The following is a 17,571-nucleotide window of genomic DNA, read 5'->3' as shown; positions in this document are numbered from 1 at the left end:
CGGTCGCCGGGGGTGTGACGTTCGGGACTCCCGAGGTCCCTGGCGCCCGAAAACTAACATCGCTAGTTTGGGGGCGTGGCGACGCCGCACCGCGCCCGCACGCGGCAGCCCTCCGGGAGGAACAGCGATGAAGGCACACGACAGGATGTACATCGGCGGTGAGTGGCGGCCCGCCGCCGGCCCCGACACCATCGCCGTCGTCAACCCGGCGACCGAGCAGGTCATCGCCGAGGTGCCGGCCGGTACCGCCGAGGACGTCGACGCCGCCGTGCGCGCCGCGCGGGCCGCCTTCCCCGGCTGGGCGGCCACCCCGCCCGCCGAACGCGCGGCGCGCCTCACCGCCCTGCGCGACGCGCTGGCCGCCCGCGGGGACGAGATCGCCGAGACCGTCACCGCCGAACTGGGCGCGCCGCTGCGGCTGTCGAAGAAGGTGCACGCTGCCTCTCCGGTGGTCGTCTCCGGCTCGTACGCCGGACTCGCCGCCTCCTACGCCTTCGAGGAGCGCATCGGCAACTCGACGGTGCTGCTGGAGCCGGTGGGCCTCGTCGGTGCGATCACCCCCTGGAACTACCCGCTGCACCAGATCGTCGCCAAGGTCGCCCCCGCACTCGCCGCCGGGTGCGTGATCGTCGTCAAGCCCGCCGAGGACACCCCGCTGACCGCTCAACTCCTCGCCGAGGCCGTCCACGAGGCGGGCCTTCCCGCGGGCGTCGTCAACGTGGTCACCGGCGTCGGCGCCGTCGCCGGGCAGGCGCTCGCCGCGCACGAGGACGTCGACCTGGTCTCCTTCACCGGTTCCACGGCCGTCGGCCGGCGGATCGGTGCCACGGCCGGAGCGGCAGTCAAGCGCGTGGCGCTGGAGCTGGGCGGGAAGTCCGCGAACGTGATCCTGCCCAGCGCCGATCTCGCCAAGGCCGTCAAGGCCGGTGTCGCCAACGTGATGACCAACTCCGGCCAGACGTGCAGCGCGTGGACCCGGATGCTGGTCCACACCGACCGGTACGACGAGGCCGTGGAGGCCGCCGGGGCGGCTGTCGCCCCGTACCGCCCGGGGGACCCGCGGGACGAAGCATGCCGCCTGGGCCCCCTCGTCAACGCGGCGCAGCAGGCGCGGGTGCGCGGCTACATCGAGAAGGGCATCGCCGAAGGCGCCCGGCTGATCGCGGGCGGCGCCCAACCACCGCACGACACCGGCTACTTCGTCGCCCCGACGGTCTTCGCCGACGTCACCCCGGAGATGACCGTCGCGCAGGAGGAGATCTTCGGCCCCGTCCTGTCCATCCTCCGTTACGAGGACGAGGAGGACGCCCTGCGGATCGCCAACGGCACGGTCTACGGCCTCGCGGGCGCCGTCTGGGCGGGCGACGAGAGCGAGGCCGTGGCCTTCGCGCGGCGGATGGACACCGGCCAGGTCGACATCAACGGCGGCCGGTTCAACCCGCTCGCCCCCTTCGGGGGTTACAAGCAGTCGGGCGTCGGCCGGGAACTCGGCCCGCACGGCCTCGCCGAGTACCTTCAGACCAAGTCCCTCCAGTTCTGAGCCGGGAGAGAAACCGATCGTGGTCCGCGCCGCCGTCCTGCCCGCCGTCGGAGCTCCGTTGGAGATCACCGACATCGAACTGCCCGAGCCCGGCCCCGGACAGGTGAGGATCCGGCTGGCCGCCGCCGGGGTCTGCCACTCCGACCTGTCCCTCAGCGACGGCACCATGCGGCTGCCCGTCCCGGCCGTCCTCGGCCACGAGGGCGCGGGCACGGTCCTGTCCGTCGGCGAGGGCGTCACCCATGTCGCGCCGGGCGACGGCGCCGTACTCAACTGGGCACCGTCCTGCGGCCGGTGCCACCACTGCGGGCTCGGCGAAGTCTGGCTCTGCGCCTCGGCGTTGACCGGCGCGGGCGCCATCCACGCCCGTACGGCCGACGGCACCGAACTCCATCCCGGCCTGAACGTCGCCGCGTTCGCCGAGGAGACGGTCGTCGCCGCCAACTGCGTCCTGCCGGCCCCCGACGGCGTCCCGCTCACCGACGCGGCACTGCTCGGCTGCGCCGTCCTCACCGGATACGGCGCCGTGCACCACTCCGCACGGGTGCGCGCCGGCGAGACCGTCGTGGTCTTCGGCGTCGGCGGGGTCGGTCTGGCGGTGCTCCAGTCGGCCCGGATCGCCGGGGCCTCGACCGTCGTCGCCGTCGATGTCTCCCCGGAGAAGGAGCAGTTGGCGCGGGCCGCCGGAGCCACGGACTATCTCCTCTCGTCCGCCACCACCGCCAAGGACGTCCGCAGGCTCACCGGCGGGCAGGGCGCGGACGTCGCCGTCGAGTGCGTCGGCCGCGCCGTCACCATCCGCACGGCCTGGGAGTCCACCCGCCGGGGCGGCAGGACCACGGTCGTCGGTATCGGCGGCAAGGACCAGCAGGTCACGTTCAACGCCCTGGAGCTGTTCCACTTCGGCCGCACGCTGTCGGGGTGTGTGTACGGCGACAGCGACCCGGTCCGGGATCTGCCGGTCATCGCCGGACACGTCCGGGCCGGCCGCCTCGACCTCGGCTCGCTGGTGACGGACCGGATCACGCTGGAGGGGATACCGGCCGCGTTCGACAGCATGGTCGCGGGACGCGGCGGCCGGGCACTGATCGTCTTCTGACGGCGCCACGTCTCATGTCGTCAGCGGCAGTTGGTCCTCCGCCCGGCGCGGGCGGGAGCGTGCCACCGCCACGCCCGCGAGACAGAGCACACCACCGGCGAGCGTGAGCGGGCCGGGTATCTCGTCCAGCAGCAGCCAGGCCATCAGCACGACGATCGCCGGTACCGCGTACGTCGTGGCGCCCATCCGCGACGCGGTCGTACGGGCCAGGGCGTACGCCCAGGTCGTGAACGCCAGCGCGGTCGGGAAGACGCCCAGATAGACCATGTTGAGCGTCGCGGACAGCGGCGCGTGCACGGCGTCCTGCACGAGCTGCCAGCCGAAGGGCAGACAGCCGGCCGCCCCGATCAGGGCGCCGTACGTGGTCACCTGCAACGGGCTCGCGTACGCCAGCGTGGGCTTCTGTGCGACGACACCGCCCGCGTACGCCACCGCCGCCACCAGGCAGAGCACCACGCCGAGTACGGACGTGCTGCCGCCGCCGGCCATCGACAGACCGACCACCACGGCGCCGGCGAAGGACACCGCCATGCCGGTGAGCAGCCGTGGCGCCAGGCTCTCGCCCAGCAGGCGGAACGCGAGCAGGGCCATGAGCAGCGGCGCGATGTTCACGACGACGGACGCCGTGCCCGCGTCGACCAGCTGTTCGCCCCAGTTGAGGACCACCGAGTAGCCGCCGAACCAGAGCAGTCCGGACACCGCGATGCCGGGCCAGGCGGCCTTTGGCGGCAGGCCTTCGCGGCGTATCAGCAGGATCGCGACCAGCACGAGCGATCCGGTCAGCAGCCGCCCGAGCGCCAGCGCGCCCGGTGCGTACGCCTCGCCCGCGCTGCGGATCGAGACGAAGGCCGACGCCCAGAGGACGACGGTGACCCCGGCGGCGGCCAGCGCCAGCGGCTGGGCCCGGCCACCTGCCGGAGTGGGCACACCGGGAGCGGCCGTCGGTGCGGGCGGGCGCGCCTGCGCACGCGGAGCTGAGAATTTCGCCATGTGAGCGATGTTAAGCCCTTAATAGTTCGGCTGTCACCGAAGTATCAGCGAAGAGCCGCCGCCTTGATCCCGAGCAGTTCGCCGAACATGTGCTCACCGGTCGGCGTCACCCGCACCGCCCGCTCCGTACCGATGCGCACGCACCACTTCGACTCCAGGGCGAGCCGGCACAGCCCCGCCCCCGCCACCCCCGCCAGATGCCGCCGGCGCTCCGTCCAGTCCAGACAGGAACTGACCACCGGGCGCCGGCCGGCGCTCTCCAGCACGATGTCCCGCTCGCGGAACCACTCCGTGCCCTGCTCGGTGAGGGCGAAGCCCGCGTCCATGAGCAGCAGTCCGCGCCGCGCCATGGCCTCAGTGATCGCCACCCCGAGCCGGCCGGCGAAATGGTCGTAGCAGGTACGCCCCCGTGCCATGGCACCGCTCGCCCTCGACGCCCGCACGATGTGCGGGCTGTCGCGCCCTGGCATGACGTGCGCGGCCAGCGACTCGACCAGTTCGGCGGTGGTGGCGTCGGCCAGCCGTACGTACCGGTGGCGGCCCTGCCGCTCCTCGGTGACCAGCCGGGCGGCGATCAGCTTCCCGATGTGCTCGCTGGCGGTGGACGCGGCGACGCCGGCCTCACGCGCCAGCTCTCCGGCCGTCCAGGCGCGCCCGTCGAGCAGGGAGAGACAGAAGACGGCGCGGGTCTCGTCGGCGAGCAGGGCGGCGAAGCTCGCGAGGAGCGAGCCGGGGGACGCCGAAGGGGCGGGGAGTCCGAGGTCGGCGCTCGGGGCGGCCTGCGCTGTGAGTGTCTGCGGCGTGGAGGTCTGCGGCATACCTCCAGGGTGCCTCAAGAACTCTTCGGTGTGGCCCGAACTGTCTCGTACTGCGCGGCCAGCCCGTCGATCAGTGCCCTGAGCCCCGTCTCGAAGGCGCCCTCGTCCACGCGCTGCTGCCGCTCGGCCAGCAGATGGGCCTGGCCGAGGTGCGGATAGTCGGCGGGGTCGTACGCCGACTCGTCGTCCACGAAGCCCCGCGCGAACGAGCCGAGCGCCGAGCCGGTGATGAAGTACCGCATCAGCGCCCCGATATGGGTGGCCTGGGTCGGTGGCCAGCCCGCCCGGACCATCGCGCCGAAGACCGTGTCGGCCACCCGCAGGCCCGCCGGGCGGCGGCCCGGACCCTGGGCCAGTACCGGCACGATGTGCGGGTGCGCGGTGAGCGCGGCGCGGTAGGAGACGGCGTAGTCGTGCAGCGCGGTGCGCCAGTCCCGTACGTCGTCCTCGTCGAACATCGACAGATCGACCTGCGCGCTGACGGAGTCCGCGACGGCGTCCAGGATCTCGTCCTTGTTGCGGAAGTGGTTGTAGAGGGACGGCCCGCTGACCCCCAGCTCCGCCGCCAGCCGGCGGGTGGAGACGGCTCCCAGCCCTTCGGCGTCCACGAGCGCGCCCGCGGTCGCGACGATGCGGTCTCTGCTGAGCAGCGGCTTGCGGGGTCGGGCCATGGCGCACATCGTATGGCTGTGGCTCGGCTAAGCGCTTGCTCACCTTCAGGGGTAGGGTGTGCGTTCTGCCGACCGGAAGGGGCGAGGGCGATGCGTACGGCGGAACGGACGGCCGACGGCGAGGGCATGCCATGGGGTGAGGTCACCCCCGAGGCGGCCAGAAGGCTGCTCGTCGCCGCCGTGGAGGCGTTCGCCGAACGCGGGTACCACGCCACCACCACCCGCGACATCGCGAGCCGCGCCGGGATGAGCCCGGCGGCGCTCTACATCCACTACAAGACCAAGGAAGAACTGCTCCACCGGATCAGCCGGATCGGCCACGACAAGGCCCTGGAGATCCTGACAGCCGCCGCCGACGGCGACGGCACGGCGGCCGAGCGGCTCACCGAAGCGGTCCGCTCGTTCGTCGGCTGGCACGCGGCACGCCACACCACGGCGCGCGTGGTCCAGTACGAGTTGGACGCCCTCGCCGACGAACACCGCGCCGAGATCGTCGAGTTGCGCAGGCACAGCGACGCGACGGTGCGCCGGATCCTCCAGGACGGCGTCCGGGACGGGGAGTTCGACGTCCCGGACGTGCCGGGCACCACCCTGGCCGTGCTGTCGCTCTGCATCGACGTGGCGCGCTGGTTCAACACGCAGGGCCGCCGGACACCCGACGAGGTCGGCGCGCTCTACGCCGACCTGGTGCTGCGCATGGTGGTGGCGCGGGACAGTCCGCTGCCCGGACCGTAGATCGGCCACCGAGTCCGCTACGCCACACGCCCTATCCGGTGAGCCCCGGACGGGGCGGGTTGGACACGCGGACGTAACCCGACCTGGAGATCGACGTATGGGCACCGACCCGCTGCCTGCGTCCGGGGCGGCCGAGGCGCTCACCCGGCGATTCCCGGTCCGAGACGCACCCGCAGTGTGCACGCACTGCCGTCCAGCTATGCCCGTGACACCGGCTGCCTCCCAGGCGCGCCTTTCGTGAAACGCATTGAGAGGCCCTGGCCGATGCCTCGTTCAGATCGCGCTTTCAGGAATGCTCGTCAGCTTGGTCTTCGAGGGACTGGTCCTTGAGAACTCCGACAAGGGCCGAGGCGACGAGGGCGACAGCGCTGTCGTCGTCGTGGGCCAGTTGGCGCAGGACCTCCTGCGCGGTGGTTCCCGCGAGCTCGACCAGCGCCTGGGTAAGGCGGATCCGCGTCGCGGAGTCTGCGGTGGGCGCGGCCAGTTCGTCGACCAGGGCGGTCGTGATCCGGTCCGTGCACGCGAGGTCCAGGGACAGCGTTCCCAGAACCCCCGCCGCGTCCACGTCGTTGGAGCCCTCCACCACCATGCTGACGAGTGTGGGCACGGCCGCGGCCTCGCCCTGCCTGCCCAGAGCCAGAGCAGCGTGCCCGCGCACCGTCGAGTCCGGGTCCCCAAGGGCGTTCGTGAGCACCTCGACAGCACCTGGAGCCTCGGGCATCTCGGCGATTGCCAGCACCGCGCGTCGCCGGATGTCGGCATCCTCCGAGTGCGTGCCGGCGTGCAGCGTCGCCACGCCGTCGCCGCCCGATCGGGCGAGCGCCCAGCGCAGGGCGCCTGCGACGTGCGGGTCGGATTCGGTCAGGACCGCCCCGGCCAGCAGTTCGGCGGGTACCGACACGTCCTCCGGCCGGGCCAGGACGGCCTGCTGTCTGCGCGCGGCGCTGGTCGAGTTGAGTTCCCGCATGAGTTCGACGATGCGCAGCACTCGCTGCCAGTCGGTGGGCGCCGACGCGTCGATCGCACGGAGCCGCTCGAGCAGCTCCTGTTCCCGCGCCAGGCGGTCCTCCGTCCGTCGGATGAGGTCGCTGACCAGGGCGGACGGCGTGAAGGCCGGGTCCTCCAGCGCGCGCCCGATCTGCTTGAGCGAGAGCCCGAGGGACCGCAGGCTCTCCACGTGGAAGATCCTGCGGACATCCTCGGCGGAGTACTCGCGGTAGCCACCGACAGTGCGGCCCGTGGGCCGCACCAACCCCAGGGCGTCATAGTGCCGGAGCATCCGGGTGCTCACCCCGGAGCGGCGGGCCACATCGCCGATCAGCAATCCGCGCCCTCCGAGGCTTCTGCTGCCTTCTCGGCCTCCATCGGCTCGGTCGTCGCCGCGGGCTCGGCGGTCTCCGAGGTCTCGGTACCTGCTGACGCGGCCGCGGCAGCAGCAGCTCGTTCCGGGCCGAGTGCGACCACGCGCTTCGCCTCGTCGAGGGCCACGTCGAAACCGGTCTCCGGGTTCTGCCGGAGCAGCTCGGTGGCACGGGCGTGCGCGGCCACCGCCGGGTTGGGACTCTGCGCGGCCCTCTCCAGTGCGGGCCTGATCACGTCACCGAGGTCGACCAAGGCCCGGCTCAGACTCAGCTGCACATCGCGGTCGCCACGGCCGAGCTGCGGAACCAGTTCGTCGGCCAGGTCCTTCGTCCTCGTCCTCAGGCACGAGGACGACCGCGACGCGCCACGCAGTCCGCGCGACCTCGTCGTCGGCGTCCCGCAGCATGTCGCGGGTGATCCAGGCCCACGTGGTCTTGTCGCCGATCTTGGAGAGTGTGTGCAGCGCCTGGCTGCGGGCCTGGGTACGCCCGGAGTCGAGCTCCTGGCGGATCCGGGGCAGGCTGATCTCCGGCGGGAGGCGGGTCAGCGCCCAGGACAGCATGTCTCGTACGAAGAAGTCCGGCTCGACCGCGCACCGCTCGACCAGCATCTCCAGGAATACAGGGTCGGGGTTCGAGCCGACCGCCAGGGCCGTCTGAAGCCGAACCGATGAGTCCTCGGCGCCCAGGGCGTTGGTCACACGGGTGTTCTGCAGGGTTACGTCGGTCGTGTTGATCGGGACCACCTCCTGCGCCCAAGCGAAAACCTTGTCACCGTGTCAAGGTCAAGTTCGGGACCGGCGAATTGGGAAATCCGCTGGTCACGGGAGCCTGTCGCGCCCGCCGGCTTGAGGCAGAGACCAGCAGACGGAAGTGACGCTCACGCTGTGCGGTGAGCGGTTGACAAGATTTCTCGGCGGGGCGTCTGCCTGCTGACCACCGGCCCGCCGTCAGAAGTAGTAGCGGGAGACCGACTCGGCGACACACGCCGGCTTCTCGCCGCCCTCGCGCTCCACCGTGACGACGGCCGTGACCTGCACGCCGCCGCCCGTCTCGGCGACCTCCTTGAGCACGGCTGTCGCGCGTACCCGTGAACCCGCGGGTACGGGGGAGGGGAAACGCACCTTGTTGGTGCCGTAGTTGACGCCCATTGTCACGTTCTCGACGAGCAGGATCTGCGGGACGAGGACCGGCAGGAGCGACAGCGTCAGATAGCCGTGCGCGATGGTCGTGCCGAACGGGCCCTGCGCCGCCTGTTCCGGGTCGACATGGATCCACTGGTGGTCGCCGGTGGCCTCGGCGAAGAGGTCGATCCGCTTCTGGTCGATCTCCAGCCAGTCGCTGTGTCCCAACTGCTCGCCCACGGCGGCGCGCAGTTCCTCCGCGGATGTGAAGACCCTCGGCTCAGCCATGTCTGTCGATACCTGCCTCTCAAGCGCCGTCTCGCGCGGTGTCCAAGCGCTTGCTCAGCATGGTTGGGGCCCGCCTGTCCTGTCAACGCGTGACACGACGGCCGCGTAGGCTCGGCGAGGTGCCGCAGATTCCGGAGAAGATCCAAGAACTCACCGTCGGGCAACTGGCGGCGCGCAGCGGTGCCGCCGCGTCGGCCCTGCACTTCTACGAGGCGAAGGGCCTGATCAGCAGCCGCCGGACCAGCGGGAACCAGCGCCGCTACAGCAGGGACACCCTCCGCCGGGTCGCCTTCGTGCGCGCGGCCCAGCGCGTCGGAATTCCGCTCGCCACCATCAGGGACGCGCTCGCGGAACTGCCCGAGGGGCGCACGCCGAACCATGACGACTGGGCACGGCTCTCCGAGGCGTGGCGCTCGGAACTGGACGAGCGCATCAGACAGCTCGGCCGGTTGCGGGACCATCTGACCGACTGCATCGGCTGCGGATGTCTCTCGCTGGAGACATGTGTGCTGTCCAACCCCGACGACGTGTTCGGTGACCGGATGTCCGGCTCCCGGCTCCTGGCGGAGCGCAGACGCGCGCCCAAGTAGCCGACCCGCCCCGCGTGGCCGGCCTGTCCCGCCGGGCGGCGGGTCAGGCCACCGAGGCCAGCTCCCGCTGCCGTACGAGCTTCGCCCGCTCCACGGCCTCGGACGTAAGAACGGGCCGTGGCACGACAATGCCACAGCCCTTGCACACCGGACCCGACCACGGAGCCTGTGAAAGATCCGGCCGCCAGACGATCCCCTTCTCCGCGCACACCGGGCACGCGCCGCCCGGCCCCGACTCCAGTCCGGCGATCAGCCGGCGCAGCACCTCGGCCAGGGGCTCCGTCGGGTGGACGGCCGGGTCGTCGCACCGCGCCACGCCGTTGCCGCCCCAGGTCCTGCGGTGCCAGTCGTCGAACGTTCCCGGTCTTCTCAGTCCGTCGTGCTTCTCGCGCTTACGGCGCTTGGCGAACTGCGTCTCGTAGGCCAGCCAGACGGCCCGCGCCTCTTCCAGCTCGTCGAGCGCGGCCATCAGCCGCGCCGGATCGGGAGCCCTGTCCTCCGGCTCGATGCCATGCCGTTCACACAGGTGATCCCAGGTGGCTCGATGCCCATAAGGGGCAAATCGCTCAAGGCACTTGCGTAGTGAATATCGGCGTAGTGCCAGGTCACATCCTGGATCGCGCACCTGTCTCGCGAGACTCCGGAATCCGGCCATCGGCTGCCACCTCCGTCGTTGCTGCATCGGCGTCATCCAATAGACGTACGCGTGCCCGATCCGGCTCCATCGAAAATCCGATGGCAGCCATCAGAGGAGTTTTCACTCCCGAGGGCTGCCATCGGCCCCGCTCAGCGGTACTTCAGGTACCGCTCACGTGTCGCCCGGAACGCGGCGAGGTCGTCCCGCCAGGCGTAGACCACCTCGTCCGTGTCCGCTCCCGCGTCAACCAAAGTGCGTACGGACGTCGATCCCGTCAGCTTGTCGATCCAGTTGTCCGGGCGCCAGGCGAAACCGCTCCACACCCGCTTCGCCGTCACCAGCAGCGCGATGCCCGTACGCACCGGGTCGAACGACTCCCGGTCGTGGACGTGCAGTTGGACCCCGCCGACCGTTCTGCCCTGGAACTTGGAGAAGGTCGGTGCGAAGTACGCCTCACGGAAGCGCACCCCGCGCAGCTCCTCGGCGTTGGCGGCCTCGGCCCACGCGCGGTCGATGCCCTCGGCGCCCAGGAGTTCGAAGGGGCGGGTCGTGCCGCGTCCCTCGGAGAGGTTGGTGCCCTCGAAGAGGCAGGTGCCCGCGTAGACCAACGCGGTCCCGGGCGTGGGCATGTTGGGGCTCGGCGGGACCCAGGGCAGGCCGGTCCCGTCGAAGAAGTCGGAGCGACGCCAGCCGGACATCGTGACAATGTCCAGCTCCACCGGCCGGGCGAGGAATTCGCCGTTGAACAGCAGCGCCAGTTCGGCGACCGTCATACCGTGCGCCTGTGAGATCGGCTCGCGGCCGACGAACGTCGCGAACTGCGGGTGCAGGACCGGGCCGAGCGCCGCCCGGCCGGTGACCGGGTTCGGGCGGTCGAGCACGACGAAGCGTTTGCCCGCGAGGGCCGCCGCCTCCATGCAGTCGTACAGCGTCCAGATGTAGGTGTAGAAGCGTGCGCCCGCGTCCTGGATGTCGAAGACGACCGTGTCGACGCCGGACTGGGTGAAGATGTCGGCGAGCGGCTGCCCGCTGGTCTGGTACGTGTCGTACACCGGCAGGCCGGTCGCCGGGTCGTCGTACCTCCCCTCGGAGCCGCCGGCCTGGGCGGTGCCCCGGAAGCCGTGCTCGGGGCCGAAGACGGCGGTCAGGTCGACGCGTTGGTCCGGGTGCATGACATCGACGATGTGCCGTACGTCCTGGGTCACGCCGGTCGGGTTGGTGACGATGCCGACCCGCTGCCCGGCGAGCAGCCGGTAGCCGTCGGCCGCCAGCCGGTCGAAGCCCGTACGGACCCGCCCGCCGTCCCCGCCCCGGCCGGCCACCGCCTCGCCCGCTGCGGCTGCCGGGGAGCCGGCCGCACCCACCGCGCTCGCCGCACCCACCGCGCCGCTCGCGGCGAGCAAACCCCGTCTGGACAGGCTCATCCGGCCACCTCCGTGATCGCGCTGATTGTCATGGCCACGGACTCTAGGGGGTGCCTTGCCGGTCAGGCCGGATCAGGGAGCGCCCGCCGCGGCGCGTTCAATGGTGGGGGGCCGATCACCCGCAGCAGGTGTTCCACCGTCTCGGCCATCCGGGTGCGGGCGCTCGCGAGACAGCGGCGGGGGTCGACCGAGCCGGTGTCCTCGGTGACGAACTCCCGTACCGCTCCGGTGAAGGCGATGTTCAACGCCGTACCAATGTTGATCTTCACCATGCCCGCCTCGACTGCGCGGCGGAGTTCGTCGTCCGGCACTCCGGTGGAGCCGTGAAGCACCAGCGGGACCGGAACGGCGCCCGCGAGCCGGGCGATCAGATCGTGGTCGAGCCTCGCGGTTCTGGTCGTCATGGCGTGGGAGCTGCCGACAGCGACGGCGAGGGCGTCGATGCCGGTGGCGGCCACGAAGGCGTCGGCGTCGTCCGGGTCGGTGCGGGCTCCCGGAGCGTGTACGCCGTCCTTGCCGCCGATCTCGCCGAGCTCGGCCTCCAGCCAGAGGCCCTGGGCGTGGGCGCGGTCGGCGGCGGCGCGGGTGGCGGCGATGTTCTCCTCGTGCGGCAGGGCGGAAGCGTCGTACATCACTGAGCCGAAGCCGCAGTCCGCCGCAAGGAGGAGCAGCGCCTCGTCGGTGACATGGTCGAGGTGCAGGGATACCGGAACGGCGGCCGCTTCCGCGACGGCGACCGTAGCGCGGGCGATGGGGGCGAGGGCGCCGCCGTGGAAGCGGACCGCATTCTCGCTGATCTGGCAGATGACTGGGGTCCCGGCGGCTTCGGCGCCCGCGACGATCGCCTCGGCGTGCTCAAGGGTGATGACATTGAACGCGCCGATGCCCGGTTCGCTGGGGTGGAGGGAGCCGACGAGGTCGGCGGTGGGGATCAAGGGCATGGGGGTGCGGGTTACCCTTCTGGAAAGAGTCCTTGCAGTGCATGAAATTGATTATTTTAGTCGAATAAAGAACTTAAATAGGCGTTCCCTTTCAGAGACCCGGCCGTGTGGCCTGTGCTTTCATGGGACCGCACATCACAGACAGGGGACGAGGCATGGCGGCACCGCAGACCAGATGGAGCGCGTTGCTGGAGTTGCTGGCGCGCGACGGGCGGATCGAGGTCGAGGCCGCCGCGGCCGAATTGGAGGTCTCCACCGCCACGATCCGGCGCGATTTGGACGAGCTGGCCCGCCAGCAGATGGTCACCCGCACCCATGGCGGCGCCGTGATCAACGCGATCGCGTACGACCTGCCGCTCCGCTACAAGGCCGCGCGCAACGCCCCGGAGAAGGAGCGGATCGCGGGGGCCGCGGCGGGCCTGGTGAAGGCGGGCGCGGTGGTCGGTCTGAACGGTGGCACCACGACCACCTCGGTGGCCAGGGCGCTGGCCACCCGGCCCGAGCTGACCACGGAGGGCGCGGGGCCCTCGCTCACGGTCGTCACCAACGCGTTGAACATCGCCAATGAGCTGGTCGTCCGTCGCCATGTGAAGCTCGTCGTCACCGGGGGCGTGGCCCGCCCGGCCTCGTACGAACTCACCGGGCCGCTCGCCACCGAGGTGCTCGACCAGATCACGCTCGACCATGTCTTCATCGGCGTCGACGCGATCGACGCCCGGCACGGGGCGACGGCCCACGACGAGGGCGAGGCCGACATCAACCGGGCACTGGCCATGCGTGCGGAGCAGGTGGTGGTGGTCGCCGACTCCTCCAAACTGAACCGCCGGGCCTTCGCCCGGATCTGCCCGCTGGAGGACGTTCATGTGCTGATCACCGACAAGGCGGCGGGGCCCGAGCTGACCGAGCCCTTCGCCGCCGCGGGCGTGGAGATCGTCCGGGCGTGAGTCCCGGGCGAGGCAGCGGTCGAGGTGACGTCGTCTCACTTGACGCCGCCGGCCGTCAGACCGCTGATCAGCTGCCGCTCCACGAAGACGAACAGGACGACGACCGGCACGATCGCTATCAGCGAGGTGGCGAAGAGGTACTGCCACTGCTCCTGGTACGCCGTGACAAAACCGGGGATGGCCTTGGTCAGCGTCGTCCGGTCACCGGATGAGGTGATGGTGAGCGCGACCACGTACTCGTTCCAGGCGCCGATGAACGTATAGACGAGCGCGGTCACCACGCCGGGCAGCGCAAGCGGAAGAGTGACCCTCCGCAGCGCGCCCAGCCGCCCGGCACCGTCCATGTACGCCGCTTCCTCCAACTCCTTCGGGATGGTCGCGAAGTAGGCGTTGAGGATCCAGATGCAGAACGGCAGATTGAAGGCGGCGTTGACGAGGATCAGCCCTTCGCCGGTGTCGGTCAGGTCGAGGTTCACCATCTCCCGGTAGATGCCGACCAGCAGCGCCGTCGGCGCGAACATCTGGGTGACCAGCACAAGGAGCAGGAACGCGCCTCGCCCGCGGAAACGGTGGCGCGCGGTGTAGTAGGCGGCGGGTAGTCCCACGGCCAGCGCGAGCAGCGTCGACATTCCGGCGATGTACAGCGAGAACAGCAGCGCGTCCGCGACGGGTGGGTCCTTCAGTGACCAGACGTCGGAGAAGTTCGACCACTCCCACCGGGACGGCAGATAGGAGGGCGGCGACTCCATCAGTTCCGGCGTCGGCTTCACCGCGGTCAGCAGCATCTGGAGGTAAGGCGCGAGGAAGAGCAGGGCGATGGACCAGCCGAACGCCGTGAGGAGCACGGTCCGCAGCTTGAGGTTCGAAACGGGCCGTGTCATACGACCTCCTCCCGCCACCGCACAGCGCGGAGATAGAACGCGACCACGACGAGGATCAGCGCGAAGTTGACGACGGCCATGGCCGCGGACTCCCCGATGGCCTGGTTGTCGAAGGCGAGCTTGTAGAGGTAGGTGGTCGTGGTGTCGGTGGCGAATCCTGGGCCGCCGCGGGTCATCGACCAGATGATCGGGAACGAGTTGAAGACATTGATCACGTTGATGATCGCGGCGACCAGAAGTGCAGGGCGCAGCAAGGGCAGCGTGATGCTCAGATAGGTGCGGAGCGGCCCGGCACCGTCGACGCGGGCCGCCTCGTGGACCTCGGCCGGGATGGTGCCGAGACCGGAGAGGAGAACGAAGGCGGTGAAGGGAAGAGAGACGAAGACGGCCACGGCCATCATCCAGGCGAAGGCCTGGGCCGGGTGGGCCAGCCAGTTGACCGGGGCGTCCAGGATTCCGAGATCCATCAGCACCCGGTTGACCAGGCCGTAGAAGTTGTTGAGCATCCATCGCCAGATGAGCGCGGTCATCAGCACCGACGCCGCCCACGGCACGATCAGCGCCCAGCGGACGAGGCGGCGACCCGGGAACCGCGCGCTCAGCAGTTGCGCCAGTCCCAGGGCGAGCAGCAGCGTGACGGTGACCACGCCCAGTACCCAGATCAGGGTGCGCAGCAGCACGCCGGGCAGGTCCGGTTCGGCGAACAGGTCGGTGTAGTTGCCGGCGCCGGCGAATCCGCGGGTCAGACCGGTGGAGCTGATGTCCATCAGTGAGGTGCGGACCATCTCGACGACGGGCCACACCACCACGACGAGGATCAGTGCGAGGGCGGGACCGATCCACAGCAGCGGTTCCAGAGCGCGTACGCCCCGCTTGCTCAGTTTCCGCGGCCGGATGTGCCCGTCCGCCGCCGGGGACCGGCCCTTGCGGCCCCCGTCCCCGGCGGCGTGCAGGGCGGTGTCCTGTACGGCCACCGGTCAGCCGTCCTTCTCGGTGGTCTGCTGGATGTCGGCCAGGACCTTCTCGGGGTCGCCGCCCGCCACGGCGGTGCCGATGCGCTGCTTGACCGCGCCCTCGACCGCCGCCCACTCGGGCTTGTCGGTGGGGGCGAACCTGGCGCCGGGCAGTGCGTCGACGAAGGGCTTGTAGTAGTCGGCATCCGAACTCAGCGCCTCACCCGCGGACTTGGTCACCGAGAGGAAGCCCTCGGTGGACAGGAACTCGGAGGCGTTCTCCTTCTGGTAGACGAAGTCCAGGAAGGTGTTGACGGCCTCGCGGTTCTTGCCCTCGTCCTTCTTGAAGGCCACCAGGTAGTCCTGCACGCCGAGGGTGTGGTGCGTGCTGCCGTCCTTGCTGGGCAGCGGCGCGACGCCGTAGTTCAGGTTCTTGTCGACGGAGTCGATGAAGCCCTTGCGCATGAAGACGGCGCCGTTGAGCATGCCGATCTTGCCCTGGGCGAACTGGTTGAAGACATCCTTGCGGTTGGTGGCCTCGGGGTTGGGCTGGGTCAGCCCGGCCTTGGTGAGCTTGCGCAGGAAATTCAGTGTCTCCACGTTGGCGGACTGGTCGACGGCCCATTCCCCGGAGGCGCCGGTCCAGCCACCGCCGTTGTTCATGGCCCAGATGGAGAATTCGGCCTGGGCCTCCTCGGCGCCGAGCGGAAGGCCGAGCGGGATGGACCCGGCCTCCTTGATCTTCTCGGCTGCGGCCTCGACACCGGCCCAGTCGCTCGGCGGTGCGGAGACCCCGGCCTTGTCGAAGATGTCCTTGTTGTAGAAGAACAGCCGTGCGCTGGAGATGAAGGGCAGGCCGTACTGGACGCCCTCGTACCCCGCCTGGTCGGCGAAGACCGGCAGGAAGTCGCCGAGCACCTTGGGCGACAGGACCTCCTCGGCCTTGTAGATCAGGCCGTCGCGGGCGAAGTCGGAGAACTTGTTGTAGTTGAGGACGTCGGGCTGCTGCTTGGTCTGGACGTACGTCTTGACCTTGGAGTCCATCTGCTCCCAGTCGACGATCTCCAGGTCGACCCGGTAGCCGGAGTTCTTCGCCTCGAAGTCCTCGATGAGCTTCTCCCAGTACGGCTGGGTGTCGTCGTCGTACTTCGCCGCCACGAACCTGATCGTTTTTCCGTCGGATTCGTCGTCCGTGGCGGAGCCTCCTTTGCCGCATCCGGTGAGGCCTGCGGACAGGGACAGCCCGATGGCGATCCCGACAAAGTGCCGTCTCACGGGGTACCTTCTCTCCTCGCACTACTGCAACAGGGCGCTCATTCATGCTCGAAAATTGCCAACATCGAGCATTGGAATACATGATGCTCAAAGGATCGCGCATGATGTCAAGGGCGATCCGTTGCCTCTTCTCGTGCCGAGGGTGCGTCAGTGCCCGACATGGCCGGTATGAAGTGATATCGAGACAGGAGTCCTTTCATGAGTCCCACCAGTCGGACCGAGAGCGAGATCTCCACCCAGCCGGAGTGCTGGCGGCGCGCCGTCGAACTGGCCCAGCGGCCGGAAGGTCCGGCCCGCACGGCCATGCCGAGGCCCGGCGAGCGGATCGCCGTCGTCGGCTGTGGCACTTCCTGGTTCATGGCCCACGGCTACGCGGTGCTTCGCGAGTCCGGCGGTCACGGCGAGACCGACGCCTTCCCCGCCTCCGAGTTCCCGGCCGGCCGCGCTTATGACCGGGTCGTGGCGCTGACCAGGTCGGGCACCACCACGGAGGTGCTGGATCTGCTGGGCCGGCTGCGCGGCTCCACGCCCACCGTGGCGGTCACAGCGGATCCGGCGACCCGAGTGATGGAGTTGGCGGACGCGGCTGTCGTTCTCGACTTCGCCGACGAGACCTCGGTGGTGCAGACCCGCTTTGCCACCACTGAGCTTGTCCTGCTGCGGGCCCTGCTCGGCGAGGACCTGGGGTCACTTCCTGCGCAAGGCGCCGCGGCGGTGGCCGATCCGCTGCCCGCGGGACTGCTGGCGGCCGAGCAGTTCACGTTTCTCGGCCGGGGCTGGGCGTACGGGGTCGCGCAGGAGGCGGCGCTGAAGATGCGTGAGGCGGCGGGCGCGTGGACGGAGGCGTACCCGGCGATGGAGTACCGGCATGGGCCGATCAGTATCGCGGGTCCCGGCCGGGTGGTCTGGTGGTTCGGGGACCCGGACGCCATCCCGGACGGCCTGCCGGAAGAAATCGCCCGCACCGGCGGGGAACTGGTCGCACTCGGCCGCGATCCGCTGGCCGATCTGATCGTGGTGCAGCGGCTGGCTGTCGCCCTGGGTGCGGCGCGCGGACTCGACCCCGACCACCCTCGCCATCTCACCCGCTCGGTGATCTTGAGCTGAGGGGGGTGACGGCCCGGTTCACGCGAAATTTACCATCCCTTTTCGATGGGTTCGCGGCATTCGCCGGTGGTTCGCGGGCCCGGAGGGCGGGCGGTGACCTGGGACGACTGCGACTCGCGGAGGGCCCCAAGAAATCATGAGACCCAGTGTTGACAGATGGCGTTTACAGCCAGAACATGAACGCAAATGAACA

Annotated in this window: 17 protein-coding genes and 1 pseudogene; 6 read left to right on the top strand and 12 right to left on the bottom strand. The window is 70.1% G+C overall.

What is annotated here, in order from left to right; genetic code table 11:
• Positions 1 to 127: 127 nt before the first annotated feature.
• Together ACIBLA_RS13580 and ACIBLA_RS13575 are read left to right on the top strand one after the other, a co-directional pair.
• A complete protein-coding gene (locus ACIBLA_RS13580) occupies positions 128 to 1,540 on the top strand; it encodes an aldehyde dehydrogenase family protein (RefSeq protein WP_399198623.1) in 1,413 nt (470 codons plus the stop codon).
• A 19-nt stretch (positions 1,541 to 1,559) separates the two neighbouring features.
• Entirely contained in the window at positions 1,560 to 2,639 is a 1,080-nt protein-coding gene (locus ACIBLA_RS13575) for a zinc-binding dehydrogenase (protein WP_399198622.1), read from the top strand.
• Positions 2,640 to 2,651: 12 nt separating this feature from the next.
• Here the strand turns inward: ACIBLA_RS13575 and ACIBLA_RS13570 are convergent, their stop codons facing one another.
• From ACIBLA_RS13570 to ACIBLA_RS13560, 3 genes are read right to left on the bottom strand one after another with little or no spacing between them, the layout of a single operon-like run.
• Positions 2,652 to 3,629 carry a DMT family transporter gene (locus tag ACIBLA_RS13570; RefSeq protein WP_399198621.1) on the bottom strand — a complete coding sequence of 326 codons (978 nt, stop codon included), beginning with the start codon at positions 3,627 to 3,629 and terminating at the stop codon, positions 2,652 to 2,654.
• A gap of 44 nt (positions 3,630 to 3,673) precedes the next feature.
• Complete coding sequence (locus tag ACIBLA_RS13565; RefSeq protein ID WP_399198620.1) at positions 3,674 to 4,447, bottom strand: ArsR/SmtB family transcription factor; 774 nt, start codon at positions 4,445 to 4,447, stop codon at positions 3,674 to 3,676.
• Positions 4,448 to 4,461: 14 nt separating this feature from the next.
• Positions 4,462 to 5,118, bottom strand: a complete 657-nt coding sequence (locus tag ACIBLA_RS13560; protein WP_363240882.1) for a TetR/AcrR family transcriptional regulator — start codon at positions 5,116 to 5,118, stop codon at positions 4,462 to 4,464.
• A gap of 90 nt (positions 5,119 to 5,208) precedes the next feature.
• On the opposite strand from ACIBLA_RS13560, the gene ACIBLA_RS13555 reads away from it, so the two are divergent.
• A complete protein-coding gene (locus tag ACIBLA_RS13555) occupies positions 5,209 to 5,853 on the top strand; it encodes a TetR/AcrR family transcriptional regulator (protein ID WP_399198619.1) in 645 nt (214 codons plus the stop codon).
• A 286-nt stretch (positions 5,854 to 6,139) separates the two neighbouring features.
• On the opposite strand, the gene ACIBLA_RS13550 is transcribed toward ACIBLA_RS13555, so the two are convergent.
• The 3 genes and pseudogenes from ACIBLA_RS13550 to ACIBLA_RS13540 form a co-directional block, all read right to left on the bottom strand.
• Entirely contained in the window at positions 6,140 to 7,177 is a 1,038-nt protein-coding gene (locus ACIBLA_RS13550) for a HEAT repeat domain-containing protein (protein ID WP_399198618.1), read from the bottom strand.
• A pseudogene (locus ACIBLA_RS13545) lies at positions 7,171 to 7,951 on the bottom strand (HEAT repeat domain-containing protein). The gene ACIBLA_RS13550 and the pseudogene ACIBLA_RS13545 overlap by 7 nt, the downstream one beginning before the upstream one ends.
• Before the next feature lie 213 nt (positions 7,952 to 8,164).
• Positions 8,165 to 8,626, bottom strand: coding sequence for a MaoC family dehydratase (locus ACIBLA_RS13540; protein ID WP_363240886.1), 462 nt, complete (start codon positions 8,624 to 8,626; stop codon positions 8,165 to 8,167).
• Positions 8,627 to 8,745: 119 nt separating this feature from the next.
• Here ACIBLA_RS13540 and soxR point away from each other — a divergent pair, with 119 nt between their 5' ends.
• Positions 8,746 to 9,216, top strand: a complete 471-nt coding sequence (soxR, locus tag ACIBLA_RS13535; protein ID WP_363240887.1) for a redox-sensitive transcriptional activator SoxR — start codon at positions 8,746 to 8,748, stop codon at positions 9,214 to 9,216.
• 43 nt (positions 9,217 to 9,259) lie between these two features.
• Here the strand turns inward: soxR and ACIBLA_RS13530 are convergent, their stop codons facing one another.
• From ACIBLA_RS13530 to ACIBLA_RS13520, 3 genes are all read right to left on the bottom strand, one after another.
• Positions 9,260 to 9,871 carry a hypothetical protein gene (locus ACIBLA_RS13530; RefSeq protein ID WP_363240888.1) on the bottom strand — a complete coding sequence of 204 codons (612 nt, stop codon included), beginning with the start codon at positions 9,869 to 9,871 and terminating at the stop codon, positions 9,260 to 9,262.
• 131 nt (positions 9,872 to 10,002) lie between these two features.
• Complete coding sequence (locus ACIBLA_RS13525) at positions 10,003 to 11,277, bottom strand: DUF1343 domain-containing protein (RefSeq protein ID WP_363240889.1); 1,275 nt, start codon at positions 11,275 to 11,277, stop codon at positions 10,003 to 10,005.
• 62 nt (positions 11,278 to 11,339) lie between these two features.
• Positions 11,340 to 12,218: a class II fructose-bisphosphate aldolase gene (locus tag ACIBLA_RS13520; protein ID WP_363240890.1), complete on the bottom strand. Its 879-nt coding sequence runs from the start codon at positions 12,216 to 12,218 to the stop codon at positions 11,340 to 11,342.
• A gap of 155 nt (positions 12,219 to 12,373) precedes the next feature.
• Between ACIBLA_RS13520 and ACIBLA_RS13515 the strand changes: the two genes are divergently transcribed.
• Entirely contained in the window at positions 12,374 to 13,162 is a 789-nt protein-coding gene (locus ACIBLA_RS13515; RefSeq protein WP_363240891.1) for a DeoR/GlpR family DNA-binding transcription regulator, read from the top strand.
• A gap of 35 nt (positions 13,163 to 13,197) precedes the next feature.
• Here the strand turns inward: ACIBLA_RS13515 and ACIBLA_RS13510 are convergent, their stop codons facing one another.
• The 3 genes from ACIBLA_RS13510 to ACIBLA_RS13500 are packed head-to-tail and all read right to left on the bottom strand — an operon-like array spanning position 13,198 to position 16,271.
• Positions 13,198 to 14,043: a carbohydrate ABC transporter permease gene (locus ACIBLA_RS13510; protein WP_363240892.1), complete on the bottom strand. Its 846-nt coding sequence runs from the start codon at positions 14,041 to 14,043 to the stop codon at positions 13,198 to 13,200.
• Positions 14,040 to 15,017 (bottom strand): sugar ABC transporter permease, encoded by a 978-nt coding sequence (locus tag ACIBLA_RS13505; RefSeq protein WP_363240893.1) that lies wholly within the window; start codon positions 15,015 to 15,017, stop codon positions 14,040 to 14,042. Before ACIBLA_RS13505 ends, ACIBLA_RS13510 begins: the two co-directional genes overlap by 4 nt.
• Before the next feature lie 3 nt (positions 15,018 to 15,020).
• Positions 15,021 to 16,271: an extracellular solute-binding protein gene (locus ACIBLA_RS13500; protein ID WP_363240894.1), complete on the bottom strand. Its 1,251-nt coding sequence runs from the start codon at positions 16,269 to 16,271 to the stop codon at positions 15,021 to 15,023.
• Between the two features lie 198 nt (positions 16,272 to 16,469).
• Between ACIBLA_RS13500 and ACIBLA_RS13495 the strand changes: the two genes are divergently transcribed.
• Positions 16,470 to 17,378, top strand: coding sequence for a sugar isomerase (locus ACIBLA_RS13495; protein WP_363240896.1), 909 nt, complete (start codon positions 16,470 to 16,472; stop codon positions 17,376 to 17,378).
• Positions 17,379 to 17,571: the final 193 nt, after the last annotated feature.

The sequence above is a fragment of the Streptomyces sp. NPDC050433 genome, from assembly GCF_044458565.1.
In the GTDB taxonomy this organism is placed as follows: Bacteria; Actinomycetota; Actinomycetes; order Streptomycetales; family Streptomycetaceae; genus Streptomyces.
Note: the sequence above shows the minus strand (reverse complement) of the source record. Positions and strands in the feature narration are given on the sequence as shown.